The organism is Aestuariibaculum suncheonense (assembly GCF_014596935.1).
Classification (GTDB): Bacteria; Bacteroidota; Bacteroidia; order Flavobacteriales; family Flavobacteriaceae; genus Aestuariibaculum; species Aestuariibaculum suncheonense.
The window spans coordinates 317,318-343,438 of record NZ_JACVXC010000003.1 but is presented as its reverse complement, the minus strand read 5'-3'; the positions used below and the strand labels follow the sequence as shown (position 1 = coordinate 343,438).

At 35.4% G+C, this 26,121-nt stretch carries 13 protein-coding genes and 2 tRNA genes; 11 read left to right on the top strand and 4 right to left on the bottom strand.

Translation table 11 applies throughout. The features are described from left to right. Positions 1 to 34: 34 nt before the first annotated feature. The gene (locus tag ICJ84_RS09655; protein WP_188216186.1) at positions 35 to 2,581 is read right to left on the bottom strand and encodes an ATP-dependent Clp protease ATP-binding subunit; all 2,547 of its coding nucleotides are present in this window, start codon (positions 2,579 to 2,581) and stop codon (positions 35 to 37) included. 258 nt (positions 2,582 to 2,839) lie between these two features. Here ICJ84_RS09655 and gyrA point away from each other — a divergent pair, with 258 nt between their 5' ends. Next, the gene (gyrA, locus tag ICJ84_RS09650; protein WP_188216185.1) at positions 2,840 to 5,413 is read left to right on the top strand and encodes a DNA gyrase subunit A; all 2,574 of its coding nucleotides are present in this window, start codon (positions 2,840 to 2,842) and stop codon (positions 5,411 to 5,413) included. 11 nt (positions 5,414 to 5,424) lie between these two features. Then, positions 5,425 to 6,675: a tetratricopeptide repeat protein gene (locus ICJ84_RS09645; RefSeq protein ID WP_188216184.1), complete on the top strand. Its 1,251-nt coding sequence runs from the start codon at positions 5,425 to 5,427 to the stop codon at positions 6,673 to 6,675. Between the two features lie 50 nt (positions 6,676 to 6,725). On the opposite strand, the gene ICJ84_RS09640 is transcribed toward ICJ84_RS09645, so the two are convergent. Together ICJ84_RS09640 and ICJ84_RS09635 are read right to left on the bottom strand one after the other, a co-directional pair. Next, complete coding sequence (locus ICJ84_RS09640; RefSeq protein ID WP_188216183.1) at positions 6,726 to 7,475, bottom strand: C40 family peptidase; 750 nt, start codon at positions 7,473 to 7,475, stop codon at positions 6,726 to 6,728. Between the two features lie 5 nt (positions 7,476 to 7,480). Continuing rightward, positions 7,481 to 8,659, bottom strand: a complete 1,179-nt coding sequence (locus ICJ84_RS09635; protein ID WP_188216182.1) for an acetyl-CoA C-acyltransferase — start codon at positions 8,657 to 8,659, stop codon at positions 7,481 to 7,483. A 125-nt stretch (positions 8,660 to 8,784) separates the two neighbouring features. Here ICJ84_RS09635 and ICJ84_RS09630 point away from each other — a divergent pair, with 125 nt between their 5' ends. From ICJ84_RS09630 to ICJ84_RS09620, 3 genes are all read left to right on the top strand, one after another. Continuing rightward, on the top strand, positions 8,785 to 10,845 hold the full coding sequence (locus tag ICJ84_RS09630; RefSeq protein ID WP_188216181.1) for an HD family phosphohydrolase: 2,061 nt from the start codon (positions 8,785 to 8,787) through the stop codon (positions 10,843 to 10,845). A 100-nt stretch (positions 10,846 to 10,945) separates the two neighbouring features. Beyond that, a tRNA-Ser gene (locus tag ICJ84_RS09625) sits at positions 10,946 to 11,029 on the top strand. 52 nt (positions 11,030 to 11,081) lie between these two features. Next, positions 11,082 to 11,156: transfer RNA gene (locus ICJ84_RS09620), tRNA-Pro, on the top strand. A gap of 298 nt (positions 11,157 to 11,454) precedes the next feature. On the opposite strand, the gene ICJ84_RS09615 is transcribed toward ICJ84_RS09620, so the two are convergent. Next, positions 11,455 to 12,456 (bottom strand): DDE-type integrase/transposase/recombinase, encoded by a 1,002-nt coding sequence (locus tag ICJ84_RS09615; protein ID WP_188216180.1) that lies wholly within the window; start codon positions 12,454 to 12,456, stop codon positions 11,455 to 11,457. Between the two features lie 427 nt (positions 12,457 to 12,883). Between ICJ84_RS09615 and ICJ84_RS09610 the strand changes: the two genes are divergently transcribed. The 6 genes from ICJ84_RS09610 (at position 12,884) to ICJ84_RS09585 (ending at position 26,053) form a co-directional block, all read left to right on the top strand. Next, complete coding sequence (locus tag ICJ84_RS09610; protein WP_188216179.1) at positions 12,884 to 15,955, top strand: RHS repeat domain-containing protein; 3,072 nt, start codon at positions 12,884 to 12,886, stop codon at positions 15,953 to 15,955. A gap of 19 nt (positions 15,956 to 15,974) precedes the next feature. After that, the gene (locus ICJ84_RS09605; protein ID WP_188216178.1) at positions 15,975 to 16,424 is read left to right on the top strand and encodes a hypothetical protein; all 450 of its coding nucleotides are present in this window, start codon (positions 15,975 to 15,977) and stop codon (positions 16,422 to 16,424) included. A 6-nt stretch (positions 16,425 to 16,430) separates the two neighbouring features. Beyond that, positions 16,431 to 20,603: a DUF6443 domain-containing protein gene (locus ICJ84_RS09600; RefSeq protein WP_188216177.1), complete on the top strand. Its 4,173-nt coding sequence runs from the start codon at positions 16,431 to 16,433 to the stop codon at positions 20,601 to 20,603. After that, positions 20,603 to 21,157 (top strand): hypothetical protein, encoded by a 555-nt coding sequence (locus tag ICJ84_RS09595; protein WP_188216176.1) that lies wholly within the window; start codon positions 20,603 to 20,605, stop codon positions 21,155 to 21,157. The genes ICJ84_RS09600 and ICJ84_RS09595 overlap by 1 nt, the downstream gene beginning before the upstream one ends. Before the next feature lie 898 nt (positions 21,158 to 22,055). After that, entirely contained in the window at positions 22,056 to 23,315 is a 1,260-nt protein-coding gene (locus ICJ84_RS09590; protein ID WP_188216175.1) for a site-specific integrase, read from the top strand. Positions 23,316 to 23,473: 158 nt separating this feature from the next. Further along, positions 23,474 to 26,053 (top strand): DUF4955 domain-containing protein, encoded by a 2,580-nt coding sequence (locus ICJ84_RS09585; RefSeq protein ID WP_188216174.1) that lies wholly within the window; start codon positions 23,474 to 23,476, stop codon positions 26,051 to 26,053. Positions 26,054 to 26,121 lie beyond the last annotated feature (68 nt).

The following is a 26,121-nucleotide window of genomic DNA, read 5'->3' as shown; positions in this document are numbered from 1 at the left end:
ATTTCGGGCTTTTGGTTTTTGTAACAGAAATTCATTAGGATTCTGTTGGATTGTTTTCAGCTTTTTGAATGCTGATATCTAATTCCTGAGTGCTATCGTTTAAATCGATAGCAATCGTATCGCCTTCTTCTACGTGAGACGTGATGATTTCCTCAGCCAATGCATCTTCGATATACTTTTGAATTGCACGTTTTAATGGTCTTGCACCGTATTGCTTGTCAAAACCTTTTTCGGCAATATAATCTTTAGCTTTATCACTAAGTTTTAAGGTGTATCCTAAATCTTTAATGCGAAGCAGTAATTTGCTTAATTCGATATCGATAATCTTGTTGATGTCTTCTTTTTCAAGGGCGTTAAACATGACAACATCATCAATTCTGTTTAAGAACTCAGGAGCAAACGATTTTTTCAGGGCGTTTTCAATAACACTCTTGGCATTAGCATCTTCCTGAGCTTTTTGCGAAGCTGTTCCGAAACCGATGCCGGTTCCAAAATCTTTAAGCTTACGTGCTCCGATATTCGATGTCATGATGATGATGGTGTTTCTAAAGTCGATTTTACGACCTAAGCTATCCGTTAAATAGCCATCGTCCAGCACCTGTAATAACATGTTGAACACATCAGGATGTGCTTTTTCAATTTCATCTAATAAAATAACAGCGTAAGGCTTACGTCTTACTTTTTCGGTTAACTGTCCGCCTTCCTCGTAACCAACGTAACCCGGAGGCGCTCCGATTAATCTCGAAATCGCAAATTTCTCCATGTATTCACTCATGTCGATACGAATCAGAGAGTCTTCACTATCAAAAAGCTCTCTGGATAATACTTTGGCTAACTGTGTTTTACCAACCCCGGTTTGACCTAAAAATATAAATGAACCAATCGGTTTATTCGGGTCTTTAAGTCCGGCACGGTTACGTTGAATGGCTTTAACCACTTTAGCGACAGCCTCATCCTGACCAATAACCTTTCCTTTGATTAAGTTTGGTAATTCAGCCAGTTTGTTGATTTCTGTCTGTGCAATACGATTCACCGGAATACCTGTCATCATAGATACCACATCAGCAACATTGTCTTCAGTAACGACTTCACGGTGTTGCTTGGTGTCTTCTTCCCATTTTTCCTGAGCCACAGCTAATTCTTTTTCAATACGTTTTTCGTCATCTCTAAGTTTAGCGGCTTCTTCGTATTTCTGTTTGCGAACCACCGCATTTTTAGTTTCCTTTATAGCTTCCAACTGTTTTTCAAGCTCGATAATTTGCTTAGGAACTTCAATGTTTGTGATATGTACGCGAGACCCGGCCTCATCCAAAGCATCTATAGCCTTGTCCGGTAAAAAACGCTCCGTCATGTAACGGTTGGTTAATTTTACACAGGCTTCAATAGCTTCCGGCGTGTAATCTACGTTGTGGTGTTCTTCGTATTTCGCTTTAATATTATTTAAAATCTCAATAGTTTCAGAAACGCTGGTGGGCTCAACAATAACCTTTTGGAAACGACGCTCTAAAGCCCCGTCTTTTTCGATGTATTGTCTGTATTCATCAAGCGTTGTCGCACCAATACATTGGATTTCGCCTCTGGCTAATGCCGGTTTAAACATGTTGGAAGCATCCAAGCTTCCGGTAGCTCCACCCGCACCAACAATGGTGTGAATCTCGTCGATGAATAAGATAACATCATCATTCTTTTCAAGCTCGTTCATAACGGCTTTCATGCGCTCTTCAAACTGTCCGCGATACTTTGTTCCAGCCACTAAACTTGCTAAATCCAATGTTACCACGCGCTTATTGAACAGAATTCTAGATACTTTACGCTTTATGATTCTAAGCGCTAACCCTTCGGCAATGGCAGACTTACCAACACCTGGCTCACCAATCAAGAGCGGATTATTCTTTTTGCGACGGCTTAAAATTTGTGAGACACGTTCAATTTCTTTTTCTCTACCCACCACAGGGTCTAACTTGCCTTCTTCGGCTAAAGCGGTAAGGTCACGACCAAAGTTGTCTAAAACAGGGGTTTTAGATTTTTTATTGGTTTTACCTGTTGGTGTGTTAAAGATGTCTTTTGAAGCATCGTCATCAGAACCGGTATCATCTTGAAACGATTCTGCTTTTGGCTCTATATATTCATTGTCGTTTGTAATCATAAATTTAAATTGTTCTTTAACATTATCGTAGTCAATTTTAAGCTTGTTTAATAGCTTGGTAGTTGGGTCGTTCTCATTTCTTAGAATGCACAGCAGTAAGTGTGCTGTGTTAATCGAGGAACTTTGAAACAGTTTGGCTTCTAGGAAGGTTGTTTTTAGAGCGCGCTCAGCCTGCCTAGTAAGGTGCAGGTTCTTTTTCTGGTTTGAAGCTGCAACAATATTAGGGTTTGCAGGGCTTAGTATTTCAACTTTTCGCCTCAGGTGATTTAAATCTACATCTAAAGCATTTAGAATATTTATAGCCTTGCCATCTCCATCGCGTAATAAGCCCAGCATCAAATGTTCAGTGCCAATAAAATCATGACCCAAACGAAGTGCTTCCTCTTTGCTGTAGGCGATTACGTCTTTTACTCTTGGTGAAAAATTATCATCCATAATAGTTTCCTTTCTGCATTAAAAATACTAAAACATTTTACTAAAGGCAAAAACTATACCTTAAATTATGTGAAAGTTGCTAAGTGACAAAAAAAACTTCACAAAATCAAAATTAAAGGCGGCATATTTATCAACGAATAAAAGTGTTAAAATTGTTAATAAAAAAAATGAAAAAATATGCTTAAAATGCCGGCTGTGATTGACGAAATACTTATATTAGCATGTTTTGAAAAACACATAAAACTTAATTAAATATTTATGGCAGAAGGAGAAAAATTGATCCCTATTAATATTGAAGATGAGATGAAATCGGCTTACATTGATTATTCAATGTCAGTCATTGTGTCACGTGCGTTACCAGATGTTAGAGACGGATTAAAACCAGTACACAGACGTGTGTTGTTTGGTATGCATGAGCTAGGTGTTAAATCCAATACCGCATATAAAAAGTCCGCGAGAATCGTAGGAGAGGTTTTAGGTAAGTATCACCCACATGGTGATAGCTCTGTTTACGATACCATGGTGCGTATGGCTCAAGACTGGAGTTTACGTTATATGCTGGTAGACGGTCAAGGGAACTTTGGATCTATAGATGGTGATAGCCCGGCGGCAATGCGTTATACCGAGGCTCGTATGCGTAAGATCTCTGAAGATATGTTAGCAGATATCGATAAAGAAACGGTAGATCACAAATTAAATTTCGACGATACTTTACAGGAACCCACCGTATTACCAACCCGTATTCCGGGATTATTGGTTAACGGTGCATCAGGTATTGCTGTAGGTATGGCAACCAATATGCCGCCACATAACTTATCTGAAGTTGTAGACGGAACCATTGCCTATATTGAAAATAACGATATAGAAATCGATGAGTTAATTAAGCATATTAAAGCCCCTGATTTTCCAACCGGAGGTACTATTTACGGTTACGATGGTGTAAAAGAAGCGTTCCACACGGGACGCGGAAGAATTGTACTTCGTGGAAAAGCAAATATTGAAGAAGTACAAGGACGCGAGTGTATTATCGTTACAGAGATTCCTTATCAAGTTAACAAGGCAGAAATGATTAAGAAAACTGCTGATTTGGTTAACGAGAAAAAACTGGAAGGTATAGCAACCATTCGTGATGAGTCGGATAGAAATGGTATGCGTGTGGTATACGTGTTAAAGCGTGATGCTATTCCGAATATCGTTTTAAATAAATTATACAAATACACGGCGTTACAATCGTCGTTCAGTGTTAACAATATCGCTTTGGTAAAAGGGCGTCCGCAGTTATTAAATCTTAAAGATTTAATTTACCACTTCGTTGAACACAGACACGAAGTTGTCGTGAGACGTACTACTTACGAATTACGTAAAGCAGAAGAACGCGCTCACATTTTAGAAGGTTTAATTATAGCTTCAGATAATATTGATGAAGTCATTGCAATTATCAGGGCATCTTCAAATGCAGATGAAGCAAGAGCGAGCTTAATTAAACGTTTTGAACTTACTGAAATTCAGGCGAAGGCTATTGTAGAAATGCGTTTACGTCAGCTTACAGGACTGGAGCAGGATAAACTACGTTCAGAATATGAAGACTTAATGAAAACGATTGAAGACTTAAAAGATATCTTAGACAAGAAAGAACGTCGTATGGATATCATTAAAGAAGAACTTCATGTGGTTAAAGAAAAATACGGTGATGAGCGTCGTTCCATTATCGAGTATGCAGGAGGAGATTTAAGTATCGAAGATATGATTGCCGATGAGCAAGTGGTGATTACTATTTCTCATGCGGGATACATTAAGCGTACCTCACTTAACGAATACAAAACTCAAAACAGAGGAGGAGTAGGACAAAAGGCCTCAACTACGCGTAACGAAGATTTCTTAGAGCATTTATTTGTGGGAACTAACCACCAGTATATGTTATTCTTCACTCAAAAAGGAAAATGTTTCTGGATGCGTGTTTACGAAATACCGGAAGGCAGTAAAACCTCGAAAGGTCGTGCCATTCAAAACCTTATCAATATCGAGCAGGATGATAAAGTAATGGCTTTCATCTGTACCCAAGACTTGAAAGATGAGGACTATATCAATAGTCATTATGTCATCATGGCGACTAAAAACGGTCAGGTTAAGAAAACATCTTTAGAGCAATATTCTCGTCCGCGTACTAATGGTATCAACGCGATTACCATAAAAGAAGATGACGAATTACTAGAAGCACGGTTAACAACTGGAAACAGTCAGGTTATGTTAGCATTACGTTCTGGTAAAGCCATTCGTTTTGAGGAAGCTAAAACCCGTCCGATGGGGCGTAGTGCTTCAGGAGTTCGTGGTATTACACTAGCACATGAAGGCGATGAAGTTATTGGCATGGTAACGATTGAAAATCCGCAGGAAGAATCGGTACTTGTAGTGTCTGAAAACGGGTATGGTAAACGAACTTATATTGATGATCCGGAAGACGGAGAGCCAGTTTACAGAATTACCAACCGAGGCGGTAAAGGTGTTAAAACCATTTCAATTACCGAAAAAACAGGACAACTTGTTGCTATTAAGAGCGTAACAGATAACGATGATTTAATGATTATTAATAAATCTGGAATAGCTATTCGTTTAGAAGTTAGTAACTTACGTGTTATGGGTAGAGCAACGCAAGGTGTTAAATTAATTAGCCTGAAAGGAAAAGATTCTATTGCAGCAGTAGCGAAAGTAATGCACGAAGAAGAGCAGGAAACTGAAGAAGGTGTTTTAGATGTAGATGCTCCAATCGTGGACGGTGTAGAGGGTGGCACAACTCTTGATACCACAACAGAAGAGAATAACAATGATAATTAAATAAAACAACAATGAAAAAACAGATTATTGTAGCTTTAGCGTTTTCAGTTGGTGCATTTTCATTTGCACAAAAAAAGGAACTGAAAGCTGCAGAGAAAGCTATTAAAGGGACTAATTATGCTGAAGCTAAATCTGCTTTAAAGCAGGTAGAAGCTTTTATGCCATTAGAGGATAAATACAAAGCAGATTATTATTACTTATATGCTCAAAGCTTATACGCAGGAGGAGCAGGTTCTTTAAGTGATATTGATGAAGCAATTAAAAGTTTAGGCAAAATCGAAGGGTCTCTTTCAGAGGAAAGTACTGAGTTGAAACAACAAATGATAAACTCTTTATTAACCAAGGGAAATGAGGCTTATGAAGGTAATGATTATACCAATGCATCTCAATACTTTGAGAAAGCTTATCGATTGAGTCCTAAAGACACCACATTTTTATACTATGCAGCAGCTACTGCCATTAATGTTCCTGATTATGACAGGGCATTAAGTATTTATGAGGAATTGAGAGATTTAGGATACACAGGGGTTAAAACAGAATATTACGCTACGAATGCAGAAACCAAGAAAGAAGAAACATTCGAAAACAAAAACATGCGTGACATTTCTGTTAAGGCAAAATCTCATACAAATCCAGGAGAGCGTACAACAGAATCTAAAAAACCTGAAATCGTAAAAAACATTGCTATCATTTATGTAAATAAAGGGGACAATGAAAAAGCGATTGAAGCCATGGCAGCAGCCAAAGCAGAAAGTCCGAATGATGTTAATTTAATATTAACTGAGGCTAATGTGCACTATAAAATGGGTAACACTGAGAAGTTTAAGGCATTATTAGAGCAAGCGACTAAAATGGATCCTTCTAACCCAGAGTTACAGTATAACTTAGGAGTTATTGCTTCAGAATCAGGTGAGAATGAGCAAGCTAAAGGGTACTATGAAAAAACCATTGAATTAGATCCAAACTATGTAAATGCTTATATTAACCTTTCAGCTTTAGTATTATCAAAAGAAGAAGGTATTATTAAAGAAATGAATGGTTTAGGGAGTTCTAAAAAGGATGATTTACGTTATGATGAGTTAAGACAACAACGTCAAGACTTATATAGGGAAGCTGTACCTTATTTAGAAAAGGCCTTAACAATAGATGGAGAAAACGTTAATGCAGCCAAAACATTAATGAACATTTACAGTATACTTGGTGAAACTGCTAAGAAAGATGAAATGAAAGCTAAAGTTGACGCTATTGAAGCTGGAAACTAATTAGCAAAAACATAAGCACAAAAAAGCCGCAATGTACATTGCGGCTTTTTTTATATAATCTTTTTAATGACACGAAGTTTGTGTGTGTGCATGCGTTTGTCGACGTTATAAATGCCTGTGTGATCGAGGCGGTCTATTCTTACCTTTCCATGCGCATGAATAATATAATTATCACTCATAATCAGTCCAACGTGGGTAATAATCCCTTCCTGATTGTCGAAAAAGGCTAAATCTCCAGGCTCGCTTTCTTCAATAAAACTCAAAGGCTCTCCTTGTGTTGCTTGCTGTGAAGCGTCTCGTAATAATTTATAACCATTAAGTTTATATACCATTTGTGTAAGGCCGGAACAATCTATACCAAAAGGTGTTTTTCCACCCCATAAATAGGGTGAATTTAAATATAGAAAAGCCGTTTCAATCAGATTTTTTTTGGCCATTTTGCCTGAAACGGTATTGCCATCATGTGTATGGTTTAAAAGAGATAATCCGTTTAAAGAAGATCCTAATAAAATAGGGTGTAACTGATGTTGTGTGTCCTCAATAAACTCTACTAAATCAATCGATAATTTTGGTGTTTCACGTTGCAGGTGATTGTAAGCTTCAGCTGATATTTCAATATATTGCTTATTATCAATCCAACCTTCGTATTTGTCAAATGACAGTCTTATTTTACTCCAGTTTTTGCGTTGTTCCAAGACTTTAAAAAAATCGCCATAAAGTACCTGAGACACTAATTCACAGGCATCGGAAGGTTCTTTTCGTAAAGGAACAATGCTTAAATTACAAATTCCGTATTGCATTAAACTTAATTACGTTCTATAATAATTGCAGATGCACCACCACCACCATTACAAATGGCTGCTGCACCAATTTTAGCATCGTTTTGTTGTAAAACATTTAATAATGTAATGATGATTCTAACACCTGAACAGCCTAGTGGGTGTCCCAAAGACACGGCTCCCCCATTAACGTTCACCTTGGCATCGTTAAGACCAAGAAGTTTCATATTTGCTAAGCCAACCACAGAAAACGCTTCATTAAATTCAAAATAATCTACATCATCAATAGAAATCCCAGCTTTATTTAATGCTTTAGGTAAGGCTTTGGCTGGGGCCGTGGTAAACCATTCCGGTTCGTGCGCTGCATCGGCATAGCTTTTTATAGTGGCAAGAGGGGTTAATCCTAACTCGGATGCTTTTTCCTTACTCATTAACACTACCGCTCCGGCACCATCATTAATGGTTGATGCATTAGCTGCTGTTACCGTTCCGTCTTTGGTGAAAGCCGGACGTAACTGAGGTATTTTATCAAGATTTACATTAGTGTATTCTTCATCTTTAGAAACCACAATAGCATCACCTCGACGCTGAGGCACTTCAACAGGCACAACTTCATTGCCAAATTTCTTGGATTCCCAAGCAGCGGCAGAACGCTTGTAAGATTGAATAGCGAATGCATCCTGTTCTTCACGACTAAAATTATATTCAGCAGCACAAGCATCGGCACAAACCCCCATGGCATGTTCGTCGTAAGCATCGACTAAACCATCCTTTTGCATACCGTCAATCAGCGTTCCCGGGCCGAATTTAGTCCCTGTTCTTGCGTGTAAATAATGCGGAATTAAACTCATGTTTTCCATACCACCAGCCACAACAATTTCAGCGTCACCAAGGGCAATGGCTTGAGCACCTTGCATCACTGCTTTCATTCCGGAAGCACACACTTTATTAACAGTAGTACATGGTACGGTATTTGGTATTCCGGCATAAATAGCTGCTTGTCGGGCAGGCGCCTGACCTGTTCCTGCCTGAACCACATTACCCATTAAGACTTCGTCTACTAACTCGGGTTTTAAACCAATTTTATCTAAAGCGCCTTTAATAGCAACAGCCCCAAGGCGGGGTGCTGGTATTGTAGATAGGGCTCCTAAAAAGCTACCAATAGGAGTTCTGGCTGCAGAAACAATTACAACTTCTTTATTCATTATTTAATCTTTGTCTTATTTCCTGCGAAATTAATCATTTTTTAGTAAAAAGGAGAAGGATTCATTTATTATAAAAGCTATGGAAGTTTATAATTTTATTACATTTGATTTACTTATCACTTTAAATGAAAGACTTAATAAATAAACTATACAAAAACCACTCGTTGATTTACAAAGGGTTATTGTTTTTGTGTACATCGTTTTTAATCGTGTATTTGTTTCCGAAAAGCGGGAAATTTAGATACAATTTTGAAAAAGGAAAACCCTGGCAATCTGAAAATTTATATGCCCCATTTGATTTTGCCATAAAAAAGACGGACGATGAAATCGCTTCTGAAAAACAGAATATCATTGATAATTCGGTGTTGTATTTCGATATCGATAACACGGTTGAACCAAAAGTAAAAGTACGCTACAAAGAAGCCTTTAAAAAAACATTTACAGATTCGTTACCTAACAGATCTTTTCAGACGGTTTACAATACCGGATTAGATATTATTGAAGAACTGTATACTTTTGGTATTTTAAGTGAAAGCTATGAGTTTTCAGATACCCGAATTATAACTTTGCTGGAAGATCGCACAAAAAAGCAGGACGGATTTTTTGGAGATTTAATTAAACTCGACGCCATTACCCCCATTATAAACAAGGTATTATTGAGTCGCGAATTGCAAGCCTATAAAACTAATTTTACCTCGTTATTTTTTGATATTGTTGAACCGAATTTAATCTTCGACCAATCGTTTACCGATAAAGCTTTAGAAGAAGAATTAAGTAAGATAGCTTACACTCGCGGAAGCATTGAAAAGGAAACGTTAATCATTTCAAAAGGTGAGGTTATAGAAGGGGATAAGTACCAAATATTGAAATCCCTTGAATCTGAATATGAGTCGCAGGTCTGGACGAAATCTAATTACAACTGGATTATTTTTGCCTATACCTTGTTAGTCGCTTTGGCGCTATTGATGCTATTATTGTTTTTAAGAAAGTACCGTGTTGAAGTCTATGAAAATAACAATAAGGTTACTTTTATTTTCTTTAATGTATTCCTGATGGTATTTATGACCACCTTGGTTGTGAATTATAATTCAGAGTTTGTATATGTCGTACCCATCTGTATTTTACCCCTTATTTTAAAAGCGTTCTTTGATGCTCGTTTGGGGTTATTTTCTCATGTGATTACCGTACTGCTTTTAGGATTTATTGTTCCGAATAGTTACGAGTATACCTTTCTTCAAATTATAGCAGGCATTGTTACCATTTTAACGGTTTCAGAGCTATATAAGCGCGCCAATCTATTTATTTCGGTAGGACAGATTACATTGATTTATATCGTGGCTTATTTTGCTTTTTTCTTAATTCATGAAGGGAGTATGGAAACCATTAAGTGGGAAATGTTTAAATGGTTCCTATTGGGCGGATTGGCAACTTTGTTTGTGCAGCCATTAATTTATGCCTACGAACGTATTTTTGGTCTGGTGTCTGATGTGTCGCTTTTAGAGCTTTCAGACACTAATTCTAAATTACTGAAAGAATTGTCTAATAAAGCACCAGGAACATTTCATCATTCGCTGAATGTGGCAAATCTTGCAGAAGCTTCAGCTAACGAAATCCATGCGAATGCCATGTTGGTTAGGGTAGGCGCTTTGTATCATGATATTGGAAAAATGAAGAACCCAACTTATTTTACCGAGAATCAATCCACAGGAATCAATCCACATGACGAATTATTGCCTAAAGAGAGTGCACGTATTATTATCGATCATGTCATAAATGGCATTGAAATTGCCAAGAAGCACAATTTACCCGATCGCGTGATTGATTTTATTCGTTCGCATCACGGAACGAATCTGGTTTACTATTTTTATATGAAGGAGAAAAAGGAATTTGAAGAAAGTGACAGAGAACCAGATTTAGCTGATTTCAGTTATCCAGGACCAAAACCTTTTAGTAAGGAAACTGCTATTCTTATGATGTGTGATAGTATTGAGGCTGCTTCAAAAAGTTTAAAGGAACCAACTTCGACAAAAATCGATGCTTTTGTTGAAAATATCATCGATAAGCAAATTGAAGACGGCCAATTTTTAAATGCAGACATCACTTTCAAAGAAATTCAAAAAATAAAAAAAGTGCTAAAGCGCAAGCTTGCAAACATTTACCATTTAAGAATTGAATACCCCGAATAATTTTCAAAAAAAAGTGCAAAAAATGTTTGTGAGAATCTCAAGTATCGCTTACATTTGCAACCGCAAAAACGATTGCGCAAGTTCATAATTAAAAGTTTAAGGAGAGGTGCCAGAGTGGTAATGGAGCAGATTGCTAATCTGTCGACGGGTAACTGTCGCCAGGGTTCGAGTCCCTGTCTCTCCGCAATAAAATATTTCTTTTGCAAGTACCGGATAAAGAAATATACCATACACCTCGGGGTGTAGCGTAGCCCGGTTATCGCGCCTGCTTTGGGAGCAGGAGGTCGCAGGTTCGAATCCTGCCACCCCGACTAGATCAGAGATCAATAAGTAACAAAACCTTGGTAATTTTATGATTATCAAGGTTTTGACGTTTTTAGGGGTTCATATTATTTGAATTCATTTAAATAAAAATGTGACCTATTCGGTTACCTCTTTTAAAAACGTGCACTGCTATTCCCGAGCTCATTTTAAAATAAGTTGTCCCTTATAAGGGAAACGGTTAAATATAAGTTTGTTATTATTTTGTGTTAGAATAAAAGCTAATTGAAATGTTCTTTTCAGAAGGTAAAAGAGATTAAATTTCTTTAGGGTTATATTATTTCTGTTTTATAAGCAAATTTTACAAGAAGTATTTCTGTTTTGAACTATTCTGTACTGTATTTGAGCTTTAAATTTATTAGAGTAGGTGCTAAAATCAATAGAAGAGTCATTAAAATTTTCAAAAGGCGTGTTTCCGTTCAAGTTTAGCTGTGGTCGTTGTAGATTGTATGTATCGATGGCATGACTAAGTTCTGTTTCAAGCTTAGTTCGGGAGTTAATTTGTTTGGGGTATAGAAATTGGTATTTCAGCACTTTATTAAACGCTTCAATCATAGAATTAGAAAAGATAACATCATGCTGTGCTATTTTATGTTGAATCGCTCCATCGGAAGCTTCTATAATTGAAGTAACGTTGGCGTTAACATTTTCAGATCCACCATCGGTTAAAAATAACGTCTGTTTTGGATTGTATTTCAGGTAAGCACTTTGTAATAGATGGCGTATGGTTTTTCCTGAACTATGCTTTTCAATTTGATAACCCAGAACCATTTTAGAAAAGTGATCCATTAAAATATGGATGTAGTGCTTCACGCCGTCATTCGTTTTGAAAATAGTGACATCCGCACACCACACCTCATTGGGTTTTGTAGTTTTAAGCGGATTATAATTATTAGGCTTTGTTATAATGTTAGTACCAGTAAAACCTAAAATATTACAGTATTTGTAAAAGGTGGAGAGTCCGCAGGAAAGGCTATTATCTCTAATAGCCTTTAGGTAAATGGAAGATTTTGACCAGAATCGATATGCATCATGATTCATATAGTTTTTAATGGTGCGTACTTCGTTTGCTAAGAGTTGGTTCGGCATTTTTCTGGTGCACCATTTGTAATAGGAGGCTTCACATTTATGAATAAGGATGGTTTTGTAGTTTTCAAAAGAGCTTCTGGAGATATCGAAAAGTTTTAGAGCTTTATTTATAGGAACGCTGTGTTTTACAGATTCTACGGTATTAACCACCAATTCCATGTTGTTTTTAATAAGCGATTTAAAACCTTTAACGTTAGACATAATATGGTTTAAGGTATCCGAGAGTTTAAAATAACATTCGATTACGGTTTTAATTTTTGCCGATTGATTAAATCGTTTAATTAAATCGATTTCCTGATTAATAAATTCTGAAATTTCGCAACCTTTATATTTGCTTTCAGACTCTTGTTTCCATCTGGATATATTAGAGCTGGGGATGTTGCTCCTTAAATTTTCAGGAATATGCGCCTCTAAACCTAATCTGTAATAATGCTTTATACAGGTGTCCCAAGATTGTCGTTTTAAGCTGGATTGAATTTCGATAACTCTTTTTTACAGGCAAAATTCAGAATTAAAACCTAATAAATAATAAGGTTTTGCCTTATCAATTGCACGGTGAAACCCCACTAGTTTAATCTGTTATTCTTGTAATTTTAATGCTGTATAATATTAGATATCAATTATTAATATGTTAAAACAGTTTGCGCTAAAGAAGACCTGGCAATTAAATTTTTTGTTTTTAAATATGCTGGCTAGTCCTTGTTTGATTGCTCAAGGGCTACCCGAATTACCATCGATTATTCAACCTACACCAGCAGTTGCAGAGTTGGGTAAATATGGGACCTATCCTGTTTCTATGAATACAGGAATACCTAATATTAGTTTTCCATTGTTTGAGGTGAATGTTGCTGAAATTTCCTTACCATTTAGCTTGTCTTACCATGCAGGAGGGATAAAAGTGAATCAAGAAGCCACGGAAGTAGGTTTAGGTTGGAGTATTTCAGGGAACATGATTATACACCGAAATGTATTAGGGACACCAGATGAAATGCCAGAAGGGAATTTCAATATGGCAGTCATGGATTTTGATGAATTTTATGCTAAAGTATCTCAGGGAGGGTATTCTGAAATTGAAGAAAATTATTATGATTTGAAAGCTTCTGCAGATGGCGCAGGAAGAGACACGAGGCCTGATATGTTTAATTATAACTTACCAGGGAAATCAGGGCAATTTATGTATGCGTCAGATAGGACCTATATGACTTTTCCTTATGAGCCAATAAAAATACTACGTAACACTATGGGGAGTAATTATGCTTTTTCAATTATAGATGAGAAGGGAATCGAATATAGATTTAGAGATATTAATAAGATTTTAATTGATGACAGCCCTCAACCAAGGAATAATTATATAACCGATTGGTATGTTACAGAGATTGTTTCTAGAACAAAAAAAGATACGGTTTATTTTGAATATGAAACATGCGGTTATGTGAAGGAGCAAAAGTCATATTATCAAATGATGGAAAGTAATGCATCTGGATTAGAAGAGGAGAGTTATTCAATAGTTGGCCAAGAGGAGATGCGCTTGAAAAGGATAAGTTATCGTTTAGGAGAAGTAATATTTAATTATAATACGCAACGATTAGATAGGACTCAGAGTTCAGCTAAAAGTCTTGATAATATAAGAGTCTATGATTTGAATGATAAACTAGTTAAAGGATTTGATTTTAGTTATGATTATTTTACCGCAAATTTTGGGCTGTCTGGTTACCCTGATTCTGATACTAAGAGACTAAAGTTACTGAGTTTTTCGGAGACTTCAGCGGCAGGCTCTGACATGTATAAAAAATATGAATTTGATTATGAGTCAAATATAAGTATTCCAAGAAAAGGTGAATTTTCTCAAGATTTATGGGGGTATTTTAATGGTAAATTAAATTTTAGTTTAATACCTTCCAAGAGTGTTCAAGGAAATGATTTTTATTTATCGGACTTATATGGCACTACATATTGCTGTCAAAATCCAACAACAGCAGAACAGAATACGACTTACAACATAGGTTCAGCAAATAGAGCGGTTGATACAAGTAAAGTAAGAATGTGTATACTAAAAAAAATTACTTACCCAACCAAGGGGTATACGACTTTTAAATTTGAATCCAATTGTTATACGTCGGAGTTAGTAGGAACACCTACAGTAGTTTATGGAGCGGGACTTAGAATAGCAAATATTAAAAATTATGACTTTGATGGTGCTTTAGAGTCTTTTGAAGAATATAAATACGGAGTCAGTGAAAATGGACTTGGAGAAAAGCTATTCAATGAAGATTTGTTATTTAAAGATTATGATGATTACACTCAAGAATTTTGGGAAGGAGAGATGCCGTATACTGGAGGTTGTACGGGAAGGGCTTCTTCATGGCATCGAAAATACATGGGGTTGGAGGTGTATTCTGCATTAAATTATAATGGGGGAAATTTAATTTATCCTGAAGTAAATCATTATCAAGGAACAGACCTTTCAAATTTAAGCAAAACTAAATATGAATATAATTTGGTTTCCGAATCTATTTTAGATGCTCCAGCAGTTTACGAACCAAAGCGTTATCTTAATAGTGGGAATTATGCAAATTTATGTCATAATTGGACAGATTCACAGTTGGTAAAAAAGACATCTTATTCTAAAAGCGGTGGAGTGTATACTCCAATATACTTAGAGGAATTTATCTATAATGAGATTTATTCCAAAACTGATTATGGCTTGCTGTTTAAAGAATTACAAAAATATATTGAAGCGACCTGTATACGTACTCCTGGTTCAGGAGGTAGCCCTTATTATTTTATAGCAAATGAATTCCTTTATAAAAGTCGAGCCTATCGTATGACAGAGAAAAAAGAAACCTCATACTTACCCACAACATCCGAGGCATTAGTCCAAACAACGACGATGAGTTATGATAATACGGATCATATGCAAATGACAGTTTCAACGACGACATCGAGTGATGGAAAGACATTAGTAAATAAGATGTATTATCCAGATGATATTACCTCTGCCAGTTATCTTTTAGGAGGTACATTAACCACACTTCAAAATAATGCTATTAATCGTCTAAATTCAGATGGTGATATTCATAATGTAGTAGTTCCAATTCAAAGAGAAGTTTATCAAGATGATAATAGCAATGGAGCAGGAGACGCATCGGAACTTATTTCCCTACAAAGAACAAATTTTAAAGACTGGGGAGGAAGTGTGGTGCTTCCAGAAGAGATTAGCACTCTAAAAGGTGTTTATAACAGTAGTTCAAATCCTTTACAATCCAGGATTTATTATCACGATTATGATGATAAAGGCAACCCTATAGAGGTTAGTACGGCCTCTGGTATTCATATCTATTATATATGGGGTTATAATAATCAATATCCTGTTGCTAAAATCGAAAACTTCACATCAGCACAGGCTTCTAATGTTCAAAGCTTAATTAATGCAGTAGTCAGCGCATCAGACAGTGATGATTCACAAGCAGATGAGGATTTACTTCGAACCGCGCTTTCAAACCTTAGAGACAGTTCGTATTTGTCGGGGGCTATGCTAAGTACTTATACCTATGACCCATTAGTTGGAATGACTAGCATGACTGACCCTAAGGGGTATACTACCTATTATTTATATGATGCATTTAATAGACTTCAGTTTGTTAAAGATGATAGTGGTAAGGTACTAAGTGAGAATGAATACCATTACAAAGGACAATAACTAAAAATCCATAAAACAGATGAAATCTATATATACATTGACACTATTATTAGTGTTCATTTTAATGCCTATGTCTGAAGTTTCCGCTCAGACAAGTGAAACAGATTTAATAGGTACTTGGAAATTGAACTATGAGAATACTTTAAGTAAAGTCAGTCAAGCCATGCGCTCTAAGTTTGACTCGTTACCAGCGCAAGCTCGCACTAAAGCAGAATTAGCTTACCGAGACCGGTTAATCTATTTGAAATCAGATGAAAGCTTTTTAATGAGCTTAACAGATGGTAAAACCGTCAGCGGCTTTTGGAAATTTAATGAGGGAGCAAATCAATTGGAAGTTAGCACCTCCAGAGGTAAGGTTTTTAATTATAAGGCCCGTGTTTTAAACTCTAACACATTAATACTTGTAATTGATCCTCTCAATACAAGTGCATTATTTTCAGAAATGGAGTTCACTAAAATCAAAAATTAAAACGGTATGGATAAGATATATATTTATTTACGAAGCTTAATGGTTGTTTCCTGTTTTCTTTTGTCATTTAATCTTTGGTCTCAGGGGTATTATATAAGTGGACCAACCTCAGTGAGTTCTGGACCTACTTACACTTATACTGTAATGGACCCTTATTATAATGGCATATCAGGAATTAACTGGATTAATAATAATGGCGATATTCAATCGATATCCAGTACCAGTGCAGAGGCAACGTTCTATTCAGGTAGTTCAGCTACTATTGTGGCTGAAGTTTTTGATAATATGTATAATTACAACTTGGTTACCCTTAGTGTGACTATTGGGGCAGCAGCACCCTCTACACCTCCGGCGCCTACCATTCAAAGCACGAATTGTGGAAATACGGTTTTAGCCAGAAGTAATCCTCCTAGCGGTGTGGTTTATTATTGGCAGAGTAGTAGTAGTGGTACCAGTACTTCAAATTCTTCAGGTACGATAACAAAAACCAGTAGTGGAACACAATATTTGCGAGCCAGAAGTACCGGAGGGACGTGGAGTACAGCATCGAGTAGTAAATCGTATACGGTTACTCAACCTACCACATGGTATAATGATCAAGACGGTGATGGTTTGGGAGATCCATCGAGTACGCTATCTGCTTGTAGTCAACCTATAGGTTATGTGTCAAATAACAGTGATCAGTGCCCGACACAGTCCGGAAGTCGTGGAAATAATGGTTGTCCTCTGAGCGACCAAAATTATATTTATACCATAAATTATCAGGAAGCCTATACAGAATCACAGCTTGCGTCCGCACCTGATAGTGAAAAAATAGAGGGTATTACATATTTTGATGGTTTAGGAAGATCTATTCAAAATATAGGTGTTAGAAGAGGTGGAAGTAGTCAAGATATTATCACCCATGTTGGTTATGATAGTTATGGTCGCCAAGATAAAGAGTATCTACCATATTCAGCTATTAGTAATGGAGGTTTGTATAGAATTGGTGCCGAGAGCGCAACCAAATCTTATTATGACGCTACTAAATATGAATCTGACTTTCCTGGGATGACGACCTCGAACATTAATGCATATTCAGAAAAGCATTTTGAAATCTCACCATTAAATAGAATAAAGGAACAAGGAGCACCAGGTAAAGATTGGTTAGTCAATAAAACCAGTGACACAGATCATACCATAAAATTTGATTATCAAACAAATGGGACAAACGAAGTATTATACTATACGGTCTCTTTAAGTTTTGCAAATAAAACATACACACCAACACTGAGTGGCGGTAGCACTTATTATACTGCTAAGGAGTTGTATAAAGCGATTACAAAGGATGAAAACTGGACCAGTGGGAGCAATCATACGACAGAAGAATTTAAGGATAAGCAAGGGCGAGTGGTCTTAAAACGTACTTACAATAATGGTGCTCATGATACCTATTATGTATACGATAAATATGGAAACCTGACCTATGTATTACCACCCAAGGTGGTACATGATAGCAGTATTTCATCTACCGAGTTGAATGAACTTTGTTATCAGTATGTTTATGATGATAGAAATCGTTTGGTAGAGAAGAAGATTCCAGGAAAGGGATGGGAGTATATTGTCTATAATAAGCTTGATCAGCCTATCATGACCCAAGATGCAAAACAAAGGGAACCTTCAACAGATGAATGGCTATTTACTAAGTATGATACTTTTGGAAGGGTGGCTTATACAGGACTTGTAACAGGTAACTTTAGTAGAATAAGCTTGCAGAATTCAGCTAATAATACCTCTTTACAATATGTTTCAAAAAGTAGTTCGTCTATAAGTTTAGGAGGGGCTAATTTGTATTATAGTGATAATAGTAACGTATATCCAACCGGGAGTATAAGTAAAATATATACGATCAACTATTATGATAATTATACCTTTGACAAATCACCACTATCAAACCCACCATCGTCGATAAATGGTCAAACGGTCATTAATTATAATAATTCCAGTAGTACACAGAAACTAACCAAAGGCCTACCTACCGGTAGTAAGGTGCGTGTATTGGGGTCAAACAATTGGATAACATCTGTAATTTATTATGATGTTAAAGGACGTCCTATATATAATGCGAGTTATAATGCTTATTTAGAAACGACAGATATTGTAAAGAGTACTTTAGGTTTTACAGGTGAACCGACGAGTACTACAACAACACATAAAAGAGGTTCAGGTAGTACCATGACCATAGTGGATACCTTTACATATGACCATATGGGACGAATGCTTACCCAGAAACAAAAAATAAACAGTTTAGCCGAGGAATTGATAGTTCAAAACAGCTATGATGATTTAGGACAGCTAGAGAGTAAGGGTGTTGGGGGAAAAGTAACTCAAAGTAGACTACAAACCGTGGATTATACTTATAATGTAAGAGGCTGGTTAAAACAGATTAATAACCCTTCAAGTTTAGGTAATGATTTGTTTGGGTTTAAGATTAATTACAATACAGTTAGTCATTTAGGAACACCGCTATATAATGGTAATATAAGTGAGACAGAATGGCGAACAGCCAATACAGATGGAAATTTAAAATGGTATAGATATAGCTATGATGCATTAAACCGAATCACTAGTGGTATAGCTAATAGTAGTAATTATAACTTAAGCTCTGTAGTTTATGATAAGAATGGTAATATTACCTCTTTGTTAAGACGAGGTGTAAGAGCTATGAGTGGAAGCTCTGTAACCAGCTATGGGGTTATGGATGATTTAAGTTATACCTATCAGTCTAATAGTAATAAGCTTTTAAAAGTAGCAGATGCTTCAACTTTAGATCAATATGGGTTTAAAGATGATGCGTTAAATGGAGCTACGGATAGCACAAATGATTATACCTATGATTCGAATGGTAATATGTTAACCGATACGAATAAAGGAATAACATCTATAGGATATAATAATTTAAATTTACCAGATAATGTTACATTGTCAGGAGGGAATATTTCCTATATTTACGATGCAACTGGCACAAAGTTAAGTAAAACCGTAAGTGGTGCCACAACGTATTATGCTGGAAACTATGTGTATGAAGGCAGTTCATTGAAATTCTTTAATCATTCAGAGGGTTATGTTGATGCGGAGAATGGTTATAAGTATGTGTATCAATATAAAGACCATTTAGGTAATATTAGATTATCTTATATGGATAGTGATGGCAATGGTAGTATTAATTCTTCTACTGATATATTGGAAGAAAACAACTACTATCCCTTTGGTCTTAAACATAAAGGATACAATGATAACTATGTAACAGCGTTTAGTAATCCAGCTTTAGATTACCAGTATAATGGCAAGGAATTTGATACAAGCCTTAATCTAAATACATATGATTTAGGAGCAAGACAGTATGACCCAACAATAGGAAGATTTATGGTTGTAGACCCAATGGCAGATTTTGTAAATTATCAATCACCTTATGTTATGGCAGATAATAATCCAATACAGAATATAGATTTTTATGGGTTAGGAAAAACACCTTGGTTTTTAAGGTGGCTATTAGGAGGAAGTGGAAGAAATTGTAACTGCACTCAACGAGATGGAGTTGTTGGTTTTGTTAAAAAGCTTTTTGCTCCTAAAGCGGGAAAAACATCTGGCAATAAACCTAAGTCGCCAGTAGATGGGAATACTAGTAATAAAGGGGTTAGAAGGCCAAAAGGCCAAAAGTCATTATCTTTTGAAGAGAATGGTTTAGCAGATATAAGTATTGGGCAATTTAAATTACCAAAGATTCAAATTTCAAAAAGTAAAGAGATTCCTGAGTTTGGAGGAGAAGAAATTAGAACAAGGTTGCCAATTCCAACGCATGTTAATTTTATAGATGGGGGTTTAGGGATGAACGTTGATGAGGATAATGTTCATACAAATAAAACATTGAATGCGATAATCAAAACATTACAAGATTGGCCGCATTTAAAGTTGTTTATGTATATAAAACACCAAACTCATACTAAAGATAAAGCTCATTTTAATTTAGAACGTCAACAAAAAATGATTAGAGGTAGAGCAGCATCTATAATTAAATTTCTAGAAGGTAAGGGAATTGACCCTAACAGAATAAAATGGGATTATCACCCTGAAAAATTTAGCAAACCAGGTAAACAAGTTAATCAACACATATTTGAAATTAGAAACGATAAAAATTAATGAGATTAATAATTGTAATAATAATTTTAGTTAGTTTTAATATTAATGCTGTAGGACAGGTTAAAATTTTAGAGACTGATAGTTTATTGTTTTGGCAATCTAGTAGGAAATTAAAATGGGAAGATTTTAAGGGAGAAGTTGGTGATGAAAATTATAATAATGCTGGAGCTATTGTTAAAGCAGGTATAACTATTAAACATCAATATTGGAATGGAGATATTCCTGTGTTTGCAGTTAATTCTTACATGAAAAAGTTTGATTCTTGGAATAAAGTTTCTGACTCTTTATCTCTTGTACATGAACAGGGACATTTTGATATTTATGAGATTTATGCAAGAAAAATACGTAAAGCTTATGATAGTTTAAATAAGCAAAAAGTAACCAATATTAAAGTGTATGAATCAATGTACAGGAAATACATGAAAGAGTCTAGCGAAATTAATAGTTTATATGAAGAATCTAATTTTAGTAAAAGAGTTCAAGAAGAATGGTCAGAAAGAATTATTAAAGAACTTCAAGAGCTGGAGGATTATGAATATATTCTAGAAGAATAATCTTGGAGTTTTTAGAATTTTCCAATCGATTTAATAATCCTTATCATTTGCATCACAACCCAAGTTAAAATAGACCTGCTATTCCCGAGGTCATTTTAAAATAAGTTGTCCCATATAAGGGAAACGGTTAAATATGAGTTGTTTTTTGTTTTATGAAGTTTTAGGGTGATAAAATACTTATGTGATAGTTTTTGTGATTGCTTTCCTAACCCACCTAAAAACCTCAATAACTAGTAACACCACCCAAGTTAAAATAGACACGATAAGTGTAAATATTAAGCCAATAACCTTCAGGTCTTGCCATGCTATTCCCGAGCTCATTTTAAAATAAGTTGTCCCATATAAGGGAAACGATTAAATATGAGTAGGTTATTGTTTTGTGTAAGGATAAAGACTAATTGTAAATGTTCTTATATTAATAAGAGTGAGATCTAAACCTCTTTTTTAAATATTTAGTTAAATGGGACGAAGGCAGATTGGTATGATATAGGATTAAAATTTTGAAAGATAATTTATTCATCACCTAACTGAAAATAATTTTCATACTATTTTGATTAAATTTGAAAAGTGAATGTCAAAAACTCGTTTGCCTATGTCCTATAGAGTGTCCAATTTGGAAATATTGTTTTTAAACAACTGATATACAGTTGGTTGGGTTTTATTTCAGAATCCTGCCACCCCGACGAACTTAGTAATAAGTCAAACTAAAACACTGTTAATCTATTGATTTTCAGTGTTTTTTATTTTTTATGCATTTGTTTGAATTCATTTAAAACTAAATATTAGGTGTGCAATTCGGTGTGCAGAGGTTTAAACGAAATGTATTATCTTTAAGGAACTTTCGAGATTGATTTGACTTTTGATTTAACAGGTATTGTTTAATTAAAGTCATTTTATAATGAAATCAAAAAACACCTTTACGGTTATTTTCTTCACAAGAAAATCAAGAAGTAATCCACAGCAGCTTTCTATTTATGTGCGTATCACAGTGAGTGGTAAGCGATCGGAAATCAGTTTAAAACGATCTGTTCTTGTTAAAGACTGGGATAGCAATAAGAGTAGGGCTAAGGGAAGTTCTGTAAAAATAAAGGCCCTGAATGCTTATTTAGACGAAGTATTTGGCAAATTATTGAATTGTCACAAAGAATTACTCTTTGAAGATGTTATTGTTTCTTCAGATTCGATTAAGGCTCGGTATTTGGGAGAAGACGAAACTAGTAAGACTTTGAGAGATCTGGTTAGTTATCATCATGATAAAATGGGAACCGTACTTAAACCAGGAACCATGAAGAATTATTACACTACAGAAAAATATTTGTATGAGTTCTTACAAAACAAACGAAAATCAAAGGATATCTATCTAAAACAACTTAATTATGAGTTTGTAACCGATTTTGACCATTACCTTCGGCATGTTAAAAATTCCAAAAAGGAATTGATGTTATCCAACAACGGTGTTATGAAACATCTTGAGCGATTCAAGAAAATTCTCAATTTGGGAGTTAAACTGGAATGGATGCTAAAGAATCCGTTTAGTCAGTTTAAATTAAAATACAATAAGTATGATAGAGCCTATTTAACCGAAAGAGAACTTAGGATTTTAGAGTCAACTGAATTTAAAAGTGAACGTTTGGAGCGAGTTAAGGACTGCTTTGTTTTTTCTTGCTATACAGGTTTATCTTATGTTGATGTTAAAGAGCTAACAGTAGCTAACATTCTTAGAGGAATAGATAACAATCTATGGATATATACTAAAAGAGAAAAGACAGACGAAAACGTAAAGGTACCCGTACTTCCAAAGGCTTTGGATATAATTAAAAAGTACAGTCAAGACAAAATTCTAAATAAAACAGGAAATTTATTACCAATTAGTTCTAATCAAAAGACCAATAGTTATTTAAAGGAGATAGCAACTGACTGTGGCATACATAAGAATTTAACCTTTCATGTTGCCAGGCATACTTTTGCTACTACTGTAATGCTCTCCAATGGAGTACCTATAGAAACTGTTTCAAAATTATTAGGACATACTAAATTGACAACCACACAAATTTATGCCAGAGTTGTGGAGAGTAAGATAAGTAAGGATATTAATAGTTTATTGGAGCGTCTGGAGGATAAAGGAATTAAAAATTTTAGCTACGAATTATTGTATTAAGTATAAAGAATATCTTCTATTTTGATTTTCAATTGAGAATTATTGCCTAGTTTACAAAATTAGTTTAGGTCAATTTAGCCCCATAATAGAATAGCTTTACCCCTTTATAAAAGAGTTTATCTCGATAATTTGCATTAGTGTTCAAATTATATAGAAATATGACTCTAAACTATTTAAAGATTTTAATTTTCACTTTTGGCTTAATCACTTATGCGCAAAACCCAAGTGCATTGTTTCAAGACTGGAAAATATCAAAAGACAATTTAAAGGATAGCGATCCTAATAATGATTATACTCCAGTATTACCAGATTTTAGTTATGCAGGCTATCAACATGGGGAAATGGGATTACCATCGTCTTTTACGCAAACTTTTTACAATGTTTTAGATTATGGAGCTGTCGCCAATGATGGTGTTTCCGATAAAGCAGCAATTATGGCAACTATAGCAGCAGCTGAAGCAAACCTTAATGGAGGCATTGTATTTTTTCCTCCAGGACGATTTATAATTAATGATGATAATGTAGATGACCTTTCAGAAATAATAAAAATAACAAAGAGTAACATTGTTCTTAAAGGTAGTGGTTTAGGTAACGAAGGAACAGAACTGTATCAAAAAGATAATACGACTCATCCCGATATGGAAACTAAAGATTGGGTGTGTCCTTATTTAATTCAGTTTACAAATAATGAAGATTCAGCAAATAATTATATAACAGACGTTGTAGCCGATGCTGAGCGTGAAACTTATACCATTCAGGTCGCAAATACATCTAATATTTTGGTGGGGCAGTGGGTTGAATTGTATGTTAAAAATACGTCTTCTTCATTTATAGCAGAAGAATTGGCTCCTTATTCCACAGCAGATTTATTTGAACCACAAAATTTAAAGCTGGTTAATGATGGGGTAGAAGTACGCGAAATTCATAAGGTAGTTAGTAAAACGGCTAAGACAATAACATTTAAGGAACCTATTCATAAAACCGTTAACGCTACGTATAACTGGAAAATAAACAACTTTAAGGTTCTTGAAGAAGTAGGAATTCAGGATTTAAAATACACTGGAGGGTTTATTTGGCAACATATTCACCATAAAGCTCCTCAGGAGTTATATCCAGGTGAAGCAGCAAGTGGTCCACATGCGTATTTAAGTTCGTCGGGGTGGAGTGGCATACAGTTTAACCATGTGGTAAATAGTTGGATAACAAATGTAGAATTTTCAAATATGTCTCAGGTGGCGCAGTTTAAGTTTTCAGCGTATTGTTCAGCGTTAGATAATCAATACACAGGAAATCCCGGACATAATTACATAAGCACAAATTCAGCTACGGGATGTCTTGTTGGTAGAAATTCCGATAGTACAACAGGTATATGGCATGGTTGCGGATTAAATGCCGTATCTGTAGGAAATGTGCTTTGGCGGAATAAAAACCCTATCAATGGAAATTCCGGAATGGAAGTTCACGCCAGCCAGCCACGAGCTAATTTGTTCGATGTTTGTAAAGGCGGATTCTTTTTTAATATGGGAGGATCTACAGGAGCATTACCAAACCATTTAAGACACTTGGTGCTTTGGAATTTTGAAGGTGTATCTTATCAAAGTACTGATGTAAAGTCTTGGAGACCAAATTCTGAAACTAAATATGCTAAATTTTTAATGCCTATTATATCTGGTTTAGAAGGGTTTACCATGACTACTGAGTCTAATCAGTTTCAAGAAAATGAATCGCCGGGCATTCATGTAGATGAGGAGTCATTGTATGAAGCTCAATTGGCTTATCGTTTAAATGGTGTTTTGCCTAATTGGATAACAGGAAGCGTTTCAGTTAATGGTGTGAATATATCTTCGGGAGTACTGGATTTAATTATAGGACAAGAAGCAATTTTAATAGCTACAGTAACACCGGAAACGGCTGAAAATAAGTCTGTAAGTTGGATTTCTAATAATACGGCAGTTGCAACTGTAGATTCTGAAGGTAGGGTTACAGCATTATCACCTGGAGTAGCTATTATTACAGCAACAACAAACGATGGTAATTATACAGCAACATCTAATGTAAATGTGAATAATGTGGCACTAAATAAAAGTGTAATAGTATCAAGTGAACCTCAGTCAGAAAATCCCGGTGTAGCAGCTATAGATGGAAATATTAGTACGCGATGGTCTGCTGAAATATTTCCGCAATGGTTAGAAGTTGATTTAGGAGCCCTAAAAAGTATTTATAAAACAGAACTTGTTTGTTTACAGGATAGAGCATATCATTATATAATAGAGGCAAAATCTAATTCGGGAGACACGTATACAAAAATTGTTGATAGAAGCAGTAATACAGACGGTGGTTTTGAAGATAACCCGATAACAGATGAATTTACTCCTCTTGAAGCACGTTATGTAAGAATTACGGTTACTGGAGCAGAGGTTTATACAGGAGAGTGGACCAGTATATTGGAGTTTAGAGTTTTTGATCAGACATCTTTAGGTAGTAATGATGAGACATTTAGTAAAGCTAAAATTTATCCTAACCCTTTTTCTTCGGAGATTAAATTAAGACATCTAAATGGAAATTTTAACACCCTCAAGGTATTAGATATATTAGGAAGAGAGATTGTTGTAAAATCAATTACTGGGCTTAATGAAGTTGATTTAATTTTAAATGATAATGAAGCTCAAGTTGGGACTTATATTTTAAAACTGATAGGGCAGAGTGGCGTTGAAACATTTAAAGTTTTAAAGAAGTAGCTGCTGTTTCAGGTTTATTTATAAAAATAAAAAACCTCCATTCTTGCATGTATTGTTAGAATGGAGGT